Here is a 16,158-nt window from a genome sequence, read left to right as displayed (position 1 = left end):
ATAGAAGCCTTGACGCCGTGTTGCCCGATGGAAACAAAATTCGGCGGCCAGGGAAACTATAAACCGGCGTACCAGTCGTAGCCCCGCACGGCCCAATAATCACGGGGTTGCTGACGCTGAAACCGGATGGTGCCGATGCGCTTGATGTTCTTGATGCCGTACTTCACCGGCGAAACCAGTCGGAGGGGCGCCCCGTGCTCCGGGGTAAGCGGCTTGCCGTTCATTTCGTAGCAGAGCAGGGTTTGCGGATGCAGGGCGCTGGCCATATCAAACCCCACATAATACTGCTCATCGGGCGTGACCAGGCTCACAAAGGGCAGCTGCTGCCCAGCAGGGCCGGCCAGCGGGTAGCGGGCCACAAAATCGGCGAAGCGGGCGCCGGCCCAGTGCACCACGGTGCTCCAGCCTTCAATGCACTTCAGGTCGGTGGTCATTTCCACGCGCGGCAGGGCTTTGATATCGTCCAGGGTAAATTCCTGGGTTTGGGGCTGGCCGCTGGGGCTTATGCCTTCTACCCGTAGCTTCCAGGCGGCGGTATCCAGTGGGGTGCGCAGGCCGGCTTTGCCGTTCACGCGCGGCATACGGGCCCGGTTGCGGGGGAATACCGGCGCTAGGTGGGCATTGCTGAAATAAGCCTCGGAAAGCTGCTGATTGGCTTCCAGCACCCGGCGCAGGGGCCACGGGATGCCGTCCTCATCGGGGCGCGTGGCCAGCCAGCGCCAGCCGCCCAGGGCCGCCAGTGCGGAAATGCCTGCGGTGAGAAAAGCCCGGCGGGAGCGGCGCTGCAGTTCCTCGTCATCAACCGGCCGGGGGGTGTTATCAGCAGTGCTCATACAGCAGAGGATGGAGGGGATGTAACATCAGATGCGGCAGAAGCCTGGCCCGGCGCGGGGGCTTTTACCACCTCAAACCCGGTTACCATAGCCCAGAAATTATTCCAGCCCGCCCGCATTACCTGGGTCACGTGCATCAGAAAAAACAGCACGTAGCCAATGGTAAGGGTGAAATGCTCGATGCGGGCCCACTCGTAGCCGCCCAGGGCAGTGGTAAGCCAGGAAAACTGCGTAGGCCGGAAAATAGCCAGGCCCGTGAGCAGGGAGCCGGCTCCCATCAGCACCACTCCGGTGTAGGCAAGCTGCTGGGCCCCATTGAACTTGCGCGCCGGCAGCGGCTCTTTCCGGATGCCCAGATCATGCAGTACCACCTGCCAGGCTTCCCGGAACGAGTGGCGGGAGGGCAGCAGGTAGCGCCACTCACCCGAAAACAGGGTGTAGGCTACGTACAGCAGGCCATTCAGGGCAAATACCCACATCAAGACAAAATGCCAGCTCATGCCCTGGGCCAGCTTGTGGTCCATGGTAAAGGCCTCGTAGAAAGACTGCGGGAAGAACTTCAGCAGGGTAGTGCGGCCCCAGCCAATGCGGTACACGTCGTTGGCCCAGTAAATCCAGAGGCCGCTCCAGATCATGAGGGCCAGCACCGGAAAGTTGATCCAGTGAAACCAGCGAATAGCCAGCGGGTGCTTTTCCTGAATGTATTTCATGATGAAGGGAAGAACCGAAAGATACGGCGCCGTCGGCAAGGAAAAGAACCTTCCGTCGCCGGCAGGCCGCCGCACTATTAACGGGACCCAATAGCCTCCCGGATTGTTTTACGGCCGCGAATTGGGCCCGGGAGCCAGGCTTCCGTAAACTTGCAGCTGCAACCAGCCAGTGCGTTATGCCGCTCCAGATTGATATTCCCTCCCTTGCCGCGCTGCCCGCCGCCGCCGCTCAGCTCCGCGAAGCCCTCGGCAACCATACCATTATCCTGTTTGAGGGCGAGATGGGCGCCGGCAAAACTACTTTCATTAAAGCACTCTGCGAAAATATGGGGGTGCAGGACGATATCAGCAGCCCCACTTTCTCCCTGGTAAACGAGTACCGCAACGGCCGGAATCAGCCCATTTACCACTTCGATTTCTACCGGATAGATGACCCCGCCGATGCCTTGCGCATGGGCGCATTGGAGTACTTCGATTCTGGCTATCTTTGCCTGATAGAGTGGCCCAGCCGGGTGGAAACCCTGCTGCCACCTTACCGGTTGCTCGTTACGCTAGTTGTAACGGGGCCGGACTCACGGCAATTAATAGTTACTGAGGTAGAATGACGTGTTGATTATCGGGTGCTGGGCGGATGTTGTGATGGGTGAACCGATGATTAGAGGCTTCTTCTGCCCTGGTAATTCTTAATTATTAATCTGAATAGAATGCCCGACGCAGTGCCCCCCGGATTTGAGTCGCTGGCTACCAGCCGCGCTTACTTCACCCAGGAATCCATGCTGGCTGTGGAAACGCGGCGGCGCAAGCTGTTTATCGGGCTGCCGCGCGAAACCTCCCTGCAGGAAAACCGCATCTGCCTGACGCCGGAAGCCGTGAAGCACCTGGTAGAAGCCGGCCACGACATCATCATGGAAAGCGGGGCCGGGGAGCCCAGCAAGTACTCCGACCACGACTATTCCGAAGCCGGGGCATCCATTGCCTACACCGCCAAAGAGGTGTTTGAGGCTGATTTGGTGCTGAAAGTAGCCCCGCCCACCGCCATTGAAATTGATTACCTGCGTGCCGGTCAAACGCTTATGTCGGCCCTGCAGTTCGGCTCCCTCACCGCCGACTACATTACCTCCATCCTCCGCAAGAAAATTAACGCCATCAGCTTTGAGCTGATCAAGGACCCCTCGGGCGCCAAGCCGGTGGTGCGGGCCATGAGCGAAATTGCGGGCTCCACGGTCATGCTGGTAGCCGCCGAGTATCTGGCCCGTTCCAGCGAGGGCAAAGGCGTTATCCTGGGCGGAATTACGGGCGTGCCGCCTTCCCAGGTAGTGATTCTGGGGGCCGGTACCGTGGCCGAATACGCCGCCCGCGCCGCCACCGGGCTGGGCGCTGAGGTGAAGGTGTTCGACAACCACCTCTACAAACTGCGGCGCCTCAAGCAAAACCTGGGTACCCAACTCTACACTAGCACCCTGGACACCTTCGTGCTCAGCCAGCAGATCCGCCGCGCCGACGTGGTCATTGGTGCCCTAAATGCCGAGGAAGGCCGCGTACCCTTCATGGTATCCGAGGAAGTGGTGGCTTCTATGTCGCCGGGCTCCGTGATAATTGATGTGAGCATTGACCAGGGCGGCTGCTTTGAAACCAGCGAGATTACCACCCACAGCAAGCCCGTGTTCCGCAAGTACGACGTGGTGCATTACTGCGTGCCCAACATTGCCTCCCGGGTACCGCGCACCGCTACCAATGCGCTAAGCAACATTTTTACGCCCATTCTGCAGGAAATCAGTGAGCACGGCGGCATAAATGAGGTGCTGTTCACCAACGAGCATTTCCGCTCCGGCGTGTACGCCTACAAAGGCTCCCTCACCAACTCCACCATCGCCAAGAAATTTAATATGCGCTACAAGGAGCTGGGGCTGATGATTGCCGTGCGGAATTAAAAACCGTATTTAATTGAATTAGCTTGTATAATAAGTTTCCTGCTTTAATTATCCATTTCATTCAATAGCCTTTCCTTAAATGGAGCATAGTTACTCCTTGCCTTCTTCTGAGTTTTATTTATCGATTGAAGAACAGCGTTATATTAATAATAATAAGTTTGTTCTGCTTTGTGTTGCCACTTTTGGGGCATATAGTTTATGGTGGCAGTATAAAACGTGGCGGTTCTTTAAGCAGCTTCACCAATCGGATATATGGCCCGTCCCGCGGGCTATATTTAGTTTGATAACTGTTTACCAACTGCTGAAAGATATCAGACAGTTTGCGGAGCCCACCTACGATACCAGCTCATTTAATCCTGGAGGCTTGGCTACTGGTTATATAATCATTTCACTTTTCAGCCGCTTGCCAGATCCATTCTGGATTATTGCTGTGGGAGCCTTTGGTTTTCTGGTGTCAGCTCATCAGTTGTTCAATACTGCTTTATATCAGAGAAAGGAAATTTTTGCAACAGAGCAAAGGCAATTCAGTAGCCGGCAAATTGTTCTATTGGTGCTAGGAGGCATTTGTTGGTTAATGAATATTTTGGCCTTGATGGAAGGCATTTAATAGGCGTTCATATTTCAAGAAGCGACAAACAGGCAACCCTTGCCGGCTTAATGGTGTCTGTGGCGATAAATTAACCCGCTACGCATGTCTACACCGGTAGCCGCCAGAAACCTCACCGCCCGCCCCGTACTGGAATTCCCTTCGGCCCAGGTGGCGGAGGCTATGAACCGCTCATTTGAGGAGTATTTCGTGCCGATGCACTTTGATGCAGCCTCGTTTGAGCGTCGTTTCCGCGGGGAACATCTGGACCCGGCCGCCAGCCGGTTGTGGTTTCAGGGAGAAGCGTTGGTAGGCGTAGTGTTTATTTCCCGCCGGGGCTGGCAGAGCCGGGTGGCGGCCATGGGTTTGGTGAGAGAATTCCGCCACCAGGGGCTGGGCAAGATCATGCTGCAAACGGCCCTGGAAGAGGCCCGCGCCCGCGGCGACCAGTCTATGCTGCTGGAGGTATTTACCGTTAATGAGCCTGCCATACGGTTATATGAACGTCTGGGCTTTGTGCGTATTCGGGAGTTGCCGGGCTTCCGTCGGGAGGTAAGCGCACCAACTCCCGCGTCGGAAAAGCTCATCGAAATAGACCCCCTGCAGCTGGCGCAGCAAGTTCAGGTGCATGGCGACGCCAACCTGCCCTGGATGCTGGCGCCTGAAACGCTTGCGGCGGTAACGCGGCCCAGCAGGGCGTTCCGGCTGCTGGAACACGCCTACGCGCTGGTACGCCCGGAAGCAGATAAGGCGGTAGTACTTTGCTTGCTGGTAGCGCCGGCCAGCCGCCGGCAGGGCTGGGGTACCCGCCTGGTGCGGGCATTGGAAGCTGATTTTGGGAACCAACCGTTGGTATTCCCGCCCTTGGTTCCGCAAGCAGCCGGAACAGCCTTATTGGAAAGCTGTGGCTGGCAGCGCGCCCCGTTGGCTCTCTACGAAATGAGCTGCTCACTGAATTAGGTAAACGCAGAAATTGGGACAGGGAATACCGGCTTTTGGTCCAGATAAGAACGTCATTCCGAGCATGTGGCGCATCAAGCCAGGATCGAGGAATCTTGCGTGCTGATGTTGCCAAAGTAACGGTCATGCTGAGCCCAGCCGAAGCCTCTCGCTAGAGTGGTATACCTTGGCAACATCAGCACGCGAGATGTCTCGACAAGCTCGACATGACGTTCTTTTTCCCAACAAGGTCAGCACGCGAGATGCTTCGCCTTCGGCTCTGCATGACACGATTTTTGGCTGTCTGCCTGCATAACCCTAACCCGTCTGGCTGAAAAAATAAACCGCCGTATGGCGTTCTGTTTGGCCGGTTATGCTACCGGCGCGGCTAGTAGCAACACTTTCCAGGCATCCGGCAGCTGCCCGTTTTCCAGCAGCTTTTTCCCCAGCAGCATGAGCTGTTGGTGCTGCTCCGTGGGGTTGTTGCGGTATTTGTTGAGGGTGTAGCTTACTAATGGCTCCTGGCGGAACTCGGCAACGGCCTCGGGGGTGGGTATGGCTTCGGCCTCAATATTGGCCAGGCGCCCCAGGTTGTTGCCCGTCAGCAGATGGGAATGGCGGATGTGCTCCGGCAACTGATCAATGCCGATGCCTTTGTTGCGGTTGGGCTTGGGCACTTCGAAGAGGCTTTCCGGCGTCACGCGCGAGTACCAGTCGCCGCCCAGGCGGGCCACGGCTTCAAACTTATGCGGGTCTACGCCCGGGCCGTTTTCCAGCAAAATATCCTCGCGGTAGTGGGCCTGCACCACGCGGCAGATAACCAGGTTGCCGCCGCCGTTGGAGTCGCCCACCGGAATTACCTGCTCCACCACGCACTCAAAGGAAACCGGGCACTCCGCCACGCGCGGTGGGCGCACCACATCCGATTTCAGCTCCGTGAGCCCGGCTTTGTGAAACTCATTCACGCCCCGCTCATACTCGGTGGAGGCCAAGGACATCTGCTCCACCAGGGCATAGTCACAGATGTTGACCACGCACTCCGGTACTTCGTCGCGCACGTTGTAGAGGGTATGCTTTTGGGTGTTGTCGCGCACGCGGTTGGCGGGGGAGAAAATGAGCGTGGGCGGGTTGGAGCTGAACACGTTGAAGAAGCTGAACGGACTCAGATTTACCTCCCCATCCAGGGAAATAGTGCTCACGAAGGCAATAGGCCGCGGGGCAATGGCGCTGAGCATCCATTGGTGCCAGTCGGTTTTGGATAGTGTGCCGGGCGTGATGGTGCGGAACGGGGTGGGAGTGGACATAGTGGGGAGAAGGTGAAGCAGCAATGAGGGGCCTAAAGAACAACGTAGTACTTTCAAGCCCACAAATATGATACAATACCCATTGCTATGCAGAACCAGGCCTTAAGTAAGACGCTGAGCTACGTATTGCGGCACAAACCCGAGGAGCTGGGCCTGGAGCTGGATGCGCAGGGCTGGGTGAGCGTAGCGGATCTGCTGGCCGCTTTGCAAACCCGGAACCCCGAAGTAACCCTGGACCAGCTTCGGGAAGTGGTGGCCACAAACGAGAAAAAGCGTTTTGCTTTTTCAGCCGATGAGCAGTTGATCCGGGCAAATCAGGGCCATTCGGTGGCGGTGGATTTAGCTTTGGAAGCGGTGGTGCCACCGGAAGTGCTGTACCATGGCACGGCCACCCGTTTTCTGGCTTCTATTCGGGAGAGCGGGCTGCAGCGGGGCTCCCGGCAGCATGTGCACCTCTCCTCAGATGCGGAAACGGCCACCGCCGTAGGTCGCCGCCATGGCCGGCCGGTGGTGCTAACCGTGCAGGCCGGAAAGCTGCACCGCGCGGGGGCATCATTTTATTTATCCGAAAACGGGGTCTGGCTCACCCTCTCTGTATCCCCTGAATTTATTGACGAAGCCGGGGTATAGGCTGATCTTTTAAAGTAAAATACCCCGTTCCTGGGTCAACTTGCCATTATCAGTCAGAATTCAGGCTGGGCTTGCTACATAAGGCTTCTTCTACTTTGCCTCCATCTATATGCTGCTTCGATTTGGGTGTACGGTTTGTTTCTGGCTATTGATTATCACCTATGCCTCGGCCCAGCAACCCAGTGCAATGGCTGATACGGCGCTCCTGCACCGCCACTTAGTAGCTCTCACTACCACCCCAGAGCCGCGTAACCATCTACACCTGGCCAGCTTAAATCAAGCGGCGGAATATATTAAGGCCGGGCTGGCGGCGGCAGGGGCCCGACCAACCGAGCAGCCATACGAGGTAAACGGACGCACCTACCGCAACATATTGGGCAGCTTTGGCCCAGTGGAGGGGCCGCGACTTATTATTGGGGCGCATTATGATGTATGCGGCGAGCAGCCCGGCGCCGATGATAATGGTACCGGCGTAGCAGCCCTGCTGGAAGTAGCCCGCCTGCTGGGTCGGCAGCCTGCCTTACCCTACCGGGTAGATGTGGTGGCCTACACGCTGGAAGAACCCCCGTTTTTTCGAACCCCACAGATGGGTAGCTACGTGCACGCCCAGAGCCTGCACAAAGCCGGGGTGACCGTGCGCGGTATGGTGGCACTGGAAATGCTGGGCTATTACGACGACCAGAAAGGAACCCAGGATTACCCGGTAGCACCTTTAAAATGGATATATGGCAGTAGAGGGAACTACGTAACTGTGGCCCGGAAAATTGGCGACGGGCGTTTTGCCCGTCAGTTTGCGCGGCATTACAAGGCGGCGGCCACACTGCCGGTAAAGCGGTTCACGGCCCCTGTCTGGCTGCCCGGCATCGACTTTTCCGACCATCTTAACTACTGGCACTTTGGCTACCCGGCCGTACTCCTGACTGATACCGCCTTCTACCGCAATAAGCACTACCACGAACCCACCGATACCCCTGACCGGTTGGACATGCGCCGTTTGAGCCTGGCTGTAGACGCCTTGCTGGCGGTAGTGCTCCGTCAAAACTAGCAACAGTGGTTTTCACGGATGCTCAGACAAGGTGCCTACCCAAACCCAGCCCGTTTGCACCAGTAAGTGTTCTTGGTCTTCCGATGTCTGAGAGGTACGGTGGGGGCGTTGCAGCATTTTCGCCGGCCAACCTTCCGGATAATCTTGAGCATCCAGTAACTCTTCCCAGGTAAAAGTGCGCCAGGTGAGCTTATCGGCGCCGGGCAGCTGCTGATATTCCGCTGGTAATGGAGGTCCTTCCAAGACCGGCTCCCAAAAATACCCTCATATCTCTCTATGCGTTCCTGCCGGCCAGCCACCACCTGGGAGTTATGCGCAAAAGCAGAAGATACCAGCCAGATAGCCAGATAATAGGGCTCCGATTGCCCGGAAAGCGCCGTTTGCCAGTGGGAAAAAGTTAACAGCAGGTGTTGAGCCGCCTGTTGGCGTACCCACCGCGGAGGTGGTGGCTGATGACCATGCCAGGGCCCCAACCACAGCCTGGCATAATCGTACTGCCGACTTTGCCAACCGGCCAAAGAAAGCCCGGCCGGGCTTTCACACCTTTTCCGTAACCAACGGCTATGGCGCCTTAGGCCTCTAATTTTCTTCATTCTCCGGCAAGGGTCTGGGTAATCAGCTGGTTTTTGCTAATTTATTATATCTTTACTAAATAGGTATAGCTCTTTTACCTCTTTTCGCTCCATCGTCCTAATGGCCCAGCTTCGTTGTCCTAAGTGTGAATCGGTAGAGGCCACTAAAAGCGGCGTGGTGGGCGGCCGGCAGCGGTATAAGTGCAAAAACTGCGGCTACCATTATTCAGTGGCCAAAACCGGCAAGGAGACAAATCCTTACTACGTTATTAAAGCGTTGCAGCTGTATGTGGAAGGCGTGAGCTACCGCGAAATTGAGCGTTTACTGGGTGTAAGCCACGTTTCCGTCATGAACTGGGTGAAAAAATACGGCGTGAAAGCGCCCCGGCAGACGGAGTATCATCCTACCTATAAAATTCTGAACCAGAAGGAGCTGGCCGAGTATTTCATGAAACCAGAAAACCTGAAAGGTGCCGGTTTGATAGTGACGGAGCTGGGCGATAAGTACATGATGATACGGTGGGAGCGGTTTAGGCAGGGGTAGGGCTATAGGGTTTAGCGGAAGTATAGCAAGGGCGTGACTTCTGGGTGGGGATTTTCCTACTTGGGCCAATCGAGCCGGGTAGCGTTGCCCAGTTACGGTGTGTGCCCCTTATCAACCACCTCCCCAACCCACCCTAATTCTATGCGAAACGCCCGTTACGCCCTGACTATCAGTGCGCTCTTGGCCGCGGCCGGAGCTTCGGCACAAGTAGTGCCACCATCACCCGGGCAGCCGGCGCCAGCGCCCGCCGCCCCGGCAGTGCCACCCACGCCACCGGCGCCCACCAAATCAACTCCTTATGGCGCGGGCATGAAGTTCAATCTGTCGCCCGATGGGTCTAAGTATCTGCGGGTTATGTCGTGGCACCAGGTGTACACGCGTTACACGGAGAATAACAAAGGTACCCTACGGGCGCCGGGCAAAACTCAAAAGGGCCAGATTGATTTTGGCCTGCGCCGCTCCCGCCTGGTGCTGCTCGCGCAGCTGAATCCGCGCTTCGTCATTTATACCCACTTTGGTATCAACAACCAGAACGCCGTAGGGGGTGGTATCACGCCAACCGTTGACGGCAAGAAGCCTCAGTTCTTTATTCACGAGGCCGTAACGGAGTACAAAGTGAATAAATACCTGAGCTTGGGAGGTGGCCTGCACTACCTGAACGGCATTTCCCGGCTTACCAGCGCCAGTACTACCAGCATTATGCCGATAGACTTACCGCTGACCAATTTCCCAACCATTGAGGCTACTGACCAGTTTGCCCGCTGGCTGGGCGTTTATGCGAAAGGGCGCATCAACAAACTCGACTACCGCTTCTCCGTCAGCGACCCTTTCCTGACAAACGTGACCAGCACCCCGCTTAGCCTGGGCATCAGTAGCACCAACGGCGACGGAGTGACCACGAATACCGGAACCAACATTGCCGCTTACAGCCCCCAGAATACCACGCACGTGTATCAGGGCTATGTGAGCTATAACTTTCTGGAGCCCGAAGCCAACCTGCTGCCCTACTTCACGGGCACATACCTCGGGGCTAAGCGCGTATTTAGTGTAGGCGCCGGCTTCCTCTATAATAAAGACGCCATGTACTCGCGCCCTACGTCGAGCGTGGTGACGGTGACCCCGGCCGTTTTGGCGGACCCGTTTGGTCAGATTGCAACGAATAAGCACAGCCTGAAGATGTTCGGGGTAGATGCTTTCTACGATGTGCCCCTGGATACGGCCTCGCGCACAGCCCTCACCCTGTACGGCGTGTACTACAACTATAACATGGGGCCGAACCATGTCCGCTTCATCGGCCCCGAAAACCCCGGCTATGGCGCCGCGCCCACCCGTGGTAACGCGGTGCCGCAGTCGGGCACGGGTGGGTCGTTTTATGGCCAGGTAGGCTACCTGCTGCCCCAGCGCCTGTTAGGCCCCAAAGCCCGCCTGCAGCCTTATGTGGCTTACCTGCATAGCAACTACGAGGGTCTGCACTTCAGCAATGGCGATACTAAGGCCGTGAATGTCTACGATGCCGGCGTAAACGTGCTGCTCGATGGCCACAACGCCAAAGTAACCCTGAACTACCGCGCCCGGCCCGATTTTGAAGGCTACGTGCCCAGCACGGGCAACTTCAATAGCCTGGACTACAAGCCCGAAGTCACGCTGCAGACCCAGATTTTCCTGTAGGCATTTGGCTGGTATAGAGTTGACAGGAATAACGTCCCCAACAACTACCCTTGTTAACCAGCCCCCGACAACTGGTCGCTAAAATCTCACCAAAAAAAGCCCACCAACTCCCATGAGCGAAAATATTCCCCAGCGCAACGCGGCGGCCTATGCCAGCCCTGCGCCCCTGGGCGGCACCGCCACCAACGATGCCGTAGCCCACGATAACAACACCGTTTCCAAGAGTAAAATCTGGCAGGTGATTACCGCCTCCTCGGTAGGCACCGTCATTGAGTGGTACGACTTCTACATTTTCGGCTCCCTGGCCGCCATCATCGGGCCGGTGCTGTTTGGTACCTCCGGTAAGATTGAGGATACCATTCTGGGCACGCTGGCCGTGTTTGGCGCTGGTTTCATTGTGCGGCCCTTCGGGGCGCTGTTCTTCGGGCGCATCGGCGACATGATTGGGCGCAAGTACACGTTCCTGCTCACGCTCCTGATTATGGGCGGGGCCACTTTCGTTACGGGCCTTATTCCGAGCTACGATAAAATTGGCATTGCTGCGCCCATTATTGTGACGCTGCTGCGCCTGCTGCAGGGCCTGGCCCTGGGCGGCGAGTACGGTGGTGCCACCACGTATGTGGCCGAGCACTCCCCGGACCACAAGCGCGGCTACTACACCAGCTTTATTCAGATTACGGCCACGGCCGGCCTGTTTCTGAGCATTCTGGTTATCATCGTTACCCGCAAAACCATGGGGGAGGAAGCCTTCAAAGAGTGGGGCTGGCGCATTCCGTTCCTGCTTTCCGGCCTGTTGGTAATTGCCTCGTACTACATCCGCCGCAAGCTGCACGAGTCGCCGCTGTTTGCCAAGGCGAAGTCGGAAGGCAAAACCAGCACCAACCCGCTGCGGGAATCGTTTGTAAACCCCGTAAACCGTCGTCTGGTGCTTATCTCGCTGTTTGGCGCTACCATGGGCCAGGGTGTAGTGTGGTATACCGGCCAGTTCTACGCGTACTCCTTCATGCTGAATACCCTGAAAGTGGACCTGGTAGATGCCAGTCTGGTGCTGTGCGCCGCCCTGCTGCTGGCCACGCCTTTCTTCGTGTACTTCGGCTCCCTTTCCGACCGGATTGGCCGCAAGAAAATAATCATGATGGGCCTGCTCTGCGGTGCGCTCTTCACGGTGCCTATCTTCTATGGCCTGAAGCAGTTTGCCGGCCCCCTAACGGAAGTAACCGCCGCCACGGTAGATGCCACCGGCAAAGCCGTACCGGCCGTAATGAAGGCCCTGCAACCCAATCTGGTAGCCATGACGGCCCTGGTGTTCTGCCTGGTGCTGTTCGTGACGATGGCTTACGGACCTATTGCTGCCTATCTGGTTGAGCTGTTCCCTACCAAGGTGCGCTACACTTCGCTCTCGTTGCCTTACCACATCGGCAACGGCGTATTTGGCGGCTTTGTGCCCTTTATTGCCACGGCGCTTACCCTGCGGGCCGCTGCTTCTGATACGCCCTTCATTAAGGAGCATAGCACTCTGGCCGGGTTGGTCTATCCGGTGGGTATTGCCTTCATCTGCTGGATTATCGGCACCATGCTGATGAAAGATGTGCGCAACGTGAAGCTGATTGAAGAAAACCCCTCGGCCTAAGAAACAGGCCGGGATTCCGGCTTCTTTACCGGCCATGCAATTGCCTGATTTGGTGAGTGAAGTCCGTCGGGCCGGTGGTTCGGCGGACTTTGCATAACAGGGCTTTTGCTGCAAGTGGCACGCTCTGGCAAAAGCAGGCAAACTGCCTGAGTAAGATAGAAACGCTAGCTTAGGTACACGCCCGGCTCTGCGGGCGGTGGCAGAAGGCCGGCAGAATTGAAAATCAAGCCCCAAGAAGTATGTCCATCTCACCTCAGGAGCGGCCGGAGCAACGGCGCGGGCAGCGGCTGCTGTTTGTGTCTTTGCTGTTTGCGGTGCTGCTCAACTTTCCTTTCCTGGCAGTTTTTGACCACCACATGCTGCTGGGCGGGGTTCCGGTGTTGTACCTGTACGTGTTGCTGATATGGGCCACACTGGTGCTGCTGACCGGCTGGCTGGTACGGGCAAAGAATTAAAAAGCACTTCGCATACCCCATGTCTACTCTGCTCATCATCGGCTTTTCCTTCGGCTACCTGGCCCTGCTATTCGGGGTGGCGTATGCGGCGGAGCGTAGGTCGGCGGCCCGCCGCAGCCTGGTGAGCAACCCCTATGTATACGCCCTGAGCATGGCCGTATACTGCACCGCCTGGACGTACTATGGCTCGGTGGGGCGGGCCGCCCACTTCGGGCTGGAGTTTGTAGGAATTTACCTGGGTCCCACGCTTATGGCCCCGGCTGCCTGGCTGGTTCTGCGAAAAATAATCCGCATCTGCCGGCAGCAGCGCCTCACCTCCATTGCCGATTTTATCTCGGCCCGCTACGGCAAAAGCGCTTGGCTGGGAGCCCTGGTTACGGTGGTTTGTGTGCTGGGGGTTGTGCCTTATATATCACTGCAAATCAAAGCAATAGCTGCCTCTTTCGATATCATGACTGGAGGTGGTGGAACGCTGCTGGCGGATGGCTGGCTGGCGGGCTCCTCGGCGTTTTTTACCACCGTGGCGCTGGCCTTCTTTACCATCATTTTCGGGGTACGGTCTATTGAAGCTACCGAGCGGCATGAGGGCATGGTGCTGGCCGTAGCCCTGGAAAGCATGGTGAAACTGGTGGCGTTTCTGGCGGCCGGTTTGTTCGTAACGTACGGTTTGTTTAATGGCTTTGCCGATGTGTTTGAGCGGGCCGCGGCCGTGCCCGATTTGCGCCGGTTGTTCACGCTGGAAGGCGCCGGCACCAGCGGAGCGCAGTGGTTCACGCTGCTGCTGCTCAGCATGGCCGCCATTCTGCTGCTGCCCCGTCAGTTTCAGGTATCGGTGGTAGAAAATGTGAACGAGGACCACCTGCGCAAAGCCATGTGGCTGTTTCCGCTCTACCTCATTATTATTAACCTGTTTGTGCTGCCCCTTGCCTTTGGCGGCCGCCTGCTGGACCCCGCCGGTAAACTGGACGCCGACACCTTCGTGCTGGCCCTGCCGCTGCAGGCCGGCAAGCCCTGGCTGGCCCTGCTGATTTACCTGGGCGGCTTATCGGCAGCCTCTTCCATGATAATCGTGGAAACCATTGCGCTCAGCGTAATGATGAGCAACCACCTGCTCATGCCCTTGCTGGTGCGCATTCCGGCCGCCCGGGCTGAAGGGCCCCGCTGGTTTGCCTACCTGGGGCAGGTGGCCCTGCACAGCCGCCGCCTGGCCGTGGTGCTGGTGCTGCTGCTGGCCTATGGCTACTATGTGGAGGTAGGGCATTTGCTGCCGCTGGTAAACATTGGGCTGGTGTCGTTTGCGGCAGTAGCGCAGTTTGTGCCGGTGGTGCTGGGCGGGTTGTACTGGAAAGGGGGCACCCGGCAGGGAGCCAGCGCCGGTATTCTGGCCGGCTTTATCATCTGGTTTTTTACGCTGGTGATGCCCACCATGGTAGGCCCCAGTCTGCTGCCCAACTCATTGATAACCGAGGGCCTGTTTGGCCTACGGGTGTTGCGCCCATTCGCGCTGTTTGGCCTGAATGGCCTCGATTATCTCTCGCACGGGCTGTTCTGGAGCTGGTTTTTTAATATCGGCTGCTACGTGGGCGTGTCGTTGATGCGGGCACCTTCCGCGCTGGAGCAGCGCCAGGCCGATATTTTCGTGGACATCTTCCGGAACGGAGCCCTGTTTGAAGGCCCGGCCGGCTGGCAGGGCGCCGCGCCCTTGCCTGATGTGCGGGCCCTGCTCTCTGGCTTTCTGGGAAAGAAGCGCGCCAATCAGGCCCTGCGGGCCTTTCAAACCCGTTTCCCGGATGCCCACGCTACCGAATCCGTGGCGCCGCCCCAGGCCGACCCACGCCTGCTGGCTTATGCCGAAAAGCTACTGGCCGGCTCCATTGGCCCGGCCTCGGCCCGCATGCTGCTGCGCTCTTCCGTGGGGGTAGAGGATATCAGCTTTGATAACGTGGTGGGTATTTTGAAGGAAAGCCAGCAACTGCTGGAAGCCAACCGCCAGCTGCAAAAGCAGCAGCGCCAGCTCCAGCGCCTCACCGGCGAGCTGCAGGCCGCCTACGACCAGCTGCAGGAGCTGGACCAGCACAAAGACGAGTTCCTGTACACCGTAACCCACGAGCTCCGCACTCCGCTCACCAGCATCCGGGCCCTGGCCGAAATCCTGTCTGATAACCCGGATCTGGAGGAAGAAGAGCGTCACCGCTTTCTGCATACCATCACCCGGGAGTCGGAGCGCCTGAGCCGGCTGATTACGCTGGTGCTGGATCTGGAGAAGTATGAGTCGGGTATGGCCACGCTGGACAAAGCCCCCGTGAATGTGGCCGAAGTTATCAGCGACGCTCTGGATGCCGTGGGGCAGCTCCTGCGCGACAAGCACATACACCTGGATGTGCGGGTGCCGCCGGGCCTGCCCACACTCTTCGGCGACCGGGACCGGCTCATGCAGGTGCTGGTAAACCTGCTTTCCAATGCCGTGAAATCCTGCCGCGCCGATGGCACCGGCCGCATTGAGGTGGAGGTAAGCGCGCCGGCCGCCGCGCTGCGCATCAGTGTCCGCGACAATGGCAAAGGCATCGACCCGGAGTTTCATCAGCTCATCTTTGACAAGTTTTTTCAGGCCCGCCACCAGACCATGCGCAAGCCCGAAGGCTCGGGCTTGGGCCTGGCCATCACCAAAAAAATTGTGGAGCTCCACGCCGGCCGTATCTGGGTGGAAAGTCAGCCCGGCCAGGGCGCCACTTTTGCCGTGGAGCTGCCCGTAGGTGAGGTACCGGGGCAATACGCCCCGCCCGCCTGAACGCATTTCTGACCCTGTAAGCTGAAAACCTCACCCCACCATTTCGCCGCCAACGGCCCATTTTCTTACCACTAGCTTCCCTTCGTCATGCCGACGACCCCACATATTCTCATTGTCGACGACGAGCCCAACATCGTCATGTCTCTGGAATTTCTGATGCGCAAAAGCGGCTACCAGGTCAGCATTGCCCGCAATGGCACTGAGGCGCTGGATGCCGTGGACCGCACCGCTTTTAACGTGGTACTGCTGGATGTGATGATGCCCGACGTGGACGGCTATCAGGTATGCCGCTACCTGCGCCAGCGCCCCGACCGGGCCGGCACCCGCGTCATTTTCCTTTCCGCAAAAAGTAAAGATTCCGATATTCAGAAAGGCTATGATGCCGGCGCCGACCTCTACATTCCCAAGCCCTTCAGTACGCGCCAGCTCATGGAGAAAGTAAAGGAGATGCTTCAGGCGCCCGCCTGAAGGCAGCTTTTACCCCGTTGCCAGTAACCCGATTTCCGCTCACTTCCCTGTTTCT

The 16,158-nt window shown here is 57.8% G+C and carries 15 protein-coding genes; 12 read left to right on the top strand and 3 right to left on the bottom strand.

The window, feature by feature from the left end:
• Positions 1–56: 56 nt before the first annotated feature.
• Positions 57–833, bottom strand: a complete 777-nt coding sequence (locus AM218_RS07095) for a molybdopterin-dependent oxidoreductase (RefSeq protein ID WP_054413149.1) — start codon at positions 831–833, stop codon at positions 57–59.
• On the bottom strand, positions 830–1,543 hold the full coding sequence (locus tag AM218_RS07090; RefSeq protein ID WP_082318110.1) for a cytochrome b/b6 domain-containing protein: 714 nt from the start codon (positions 1,541–1,543) through the stop codon (positions 830–832). Before AM218_RS07090 ends, AM218_RS07095 begins: the two co-directional genes overlap by 4 nt.
• Positions 1,544–1,719: 176 nt before the next feature.
• On the opposite strand from AM218_RS07090, the gene tsaE reads away from it, so the two are divergent.
• From tsaE to AM218_RS07070, 4 genes are all read left to right on the top strand, one after another.
• Positions 1,720–2,148: a tRNA (adenosine(37)-N6)-threonylcarbamoyltransferase complex ATPase subunit type 1 TsaE gene (gene tsaE, locus AM218_RS07085; protein ID WP_054413148.1), complete on the top strand. Its 429-nt coding sequence runs from the start codon at positions 1,720–1,722 to the stop codon at positions 2,146–2,148.
• A 99-nt stretch (positions 2,149–2,247) separates the two neighbouring features.
• Positions 2,248–3,474 (top strand): alanine dehydrogenase, encoded by a 1,227-nt coding sequence (locus tag AM218_RS07080; RefSeq protein ID WP_054413146.1) that lies wholly within the window; start codon positions 2,248–2,250, stop codon positions 3,472–3,474.
• A gap of 79 nt (positions 3,475–3,553) precedes the next feature.
• Entirely contained in the window at positions 3,554–4,081 is a 528-nt protein-coding gene (locus AM218_RS16740; protein WP_071843718.1) for a hypothetical protein, read from the top strand.
• A gap of 84 nt (positions 4,082–4,165) precedes the next feature.
• Positions 4,166–5,020 carry a GNAT family N-acetyltransferase gene (locus tag AM218_RS07070; RefSeq protein ID WP_054413141.1) on the top strand — a complete coding sequence of 285 codons (855 nt, stop codon included), beginning with the start codon at positions 4,166–4,168 and terminating at the stop codon, positions 5,018–5,020.
• A 350-nt stretch (positions 5,021–5,370) separates the two neighbouring features.
• Here the strand turns inward: AM218_RS07070 and AM218_RS07065 are convergent, their stop codons facing one another.
• Entirely contained in the window at positions 5,371–6,303 is a 933-nt protein-coding gene (locus AM218_RS07065) for a flavin reductase family protein (RefSeq protein WP_054413139.1), read from the bottom strand.
• 87 nt (positions 6,304–6,390) lie between these two features.
• Here AM218_RS07065 and AM218_RS07060 point away from each other — a divergent pair, with 87 nt between their 5' ends.
• The 8 genes from AM218_RS07060 to AM218_RS07025 all read left to right on the top strand — a co-directional run bounded on the left by AM218_RS07060 (position 6,391) and on the right by AM218_RS07025 (position 16,103).
• Positions 6,391–6,933: an RNA 2'-phosphotransferase gene (locus AM218_RS07060; protein ID WP_054413137.1), complete on the top strand. Its 543-nt coding sequence runs from the start codon at positions 6,391–6,393 to the stop codon at positions 6,931–6,933.
• 109 nt (positions 6,934–7,042) lie between these two features.
• Positions 7,043–7,978 carry a M28 family peptidase gene (locus AM218_RS07055; RefSeq protein WP_082318109.1) on the top strand — a complete coding sequence of 312 codons (936 nt, stop codon included), beginning with the start codon at positions 7,043–7,045 and terminating at the stop codon, positions 7,976–7,978.
• Positions 7,979–8,671: 693 nt separating this feature from the next.
• Positions 8,672–9,094, top strand: a complete 423-nt coding sequence (locus AM218_RS07050) for an IS1/IS1595 family N-terminal zinc-binding domain-containing protein (RefSeq protein ID WP_054413133.1) — start codon at positions 8,672–8,674, stop codon at positions 9,092–9,094.
• 141 nt (positions 9,095–9,235) lie between these two features.
• Positions 9,236–10,762: a hypothetical protein gene (locus AM218_RS07045; protein ID WP_231717564.1), complete on the top strand. Its 1,527-nt coding sequence runs from the start codon at positions 9,236–9,238 to the stop codon at positions 10,760–10,762.
• Between the two features lie 112 nt (positions 10,763–10,874).
• On the top strand, positions 10,875–12,392 hold the full coding sequence (locus tag AM218_RS07040) for an MFS transporter (RefSeq protein WP_082318108.1): 1,518 nt from the start codon (positions 10,875–10,877) through the stop codon (positions 12,390–12,392).
• A gap of 239 nt (positions 12,393–12,631) precedes the next feature.
• Positions 12,632–12,847: a hypothetical protein gene (locus tag AM218_RS07035; protein ID WP_054413131.1), complete on the top strand. Its 216-nt coding sequence runs from the start codon at positions 12,632–12,634 to the stop codon at positions 12,845–12,847.
• A 19-nt stretch (positions 12,848–12,866) separates the two neighbouring features.
• Entirely contained in the window at positions 12,867–15,635 is a 2,769-nt protein-coding gene (locus tag AM218_RS07030) for a sensor histidine kinase (RefSeq protein WP_054413129.1), read from the top strand.
• An 87-nt stretch (positions 15,636–15,722) separates the two neighbouring features.
• Complete coding sequence (locus AM218_RS07025; RefSeq protein ID WP_054413126.1) at positions 15,723–16,103, top strand: response regulator transcription factor; 381 nt, start codon at positions 15,723–15,725, stop codon at positions 16,101–16,103.
• Positions 16,104–16,158: the final 55 nt, after the last annotated feature.

Source organism: Hymenobacter sp. DG25A, from assembly GCF_001280305.1.
Classification (GTDB): Bacteria; Bacteroidota; Bacteroidia; order Cytophagales; family Hymenobacteraceae; genus Hymenobacter.
This window is presented reverse-complemented; position numbering and strand designations above follow the sequence as displayed.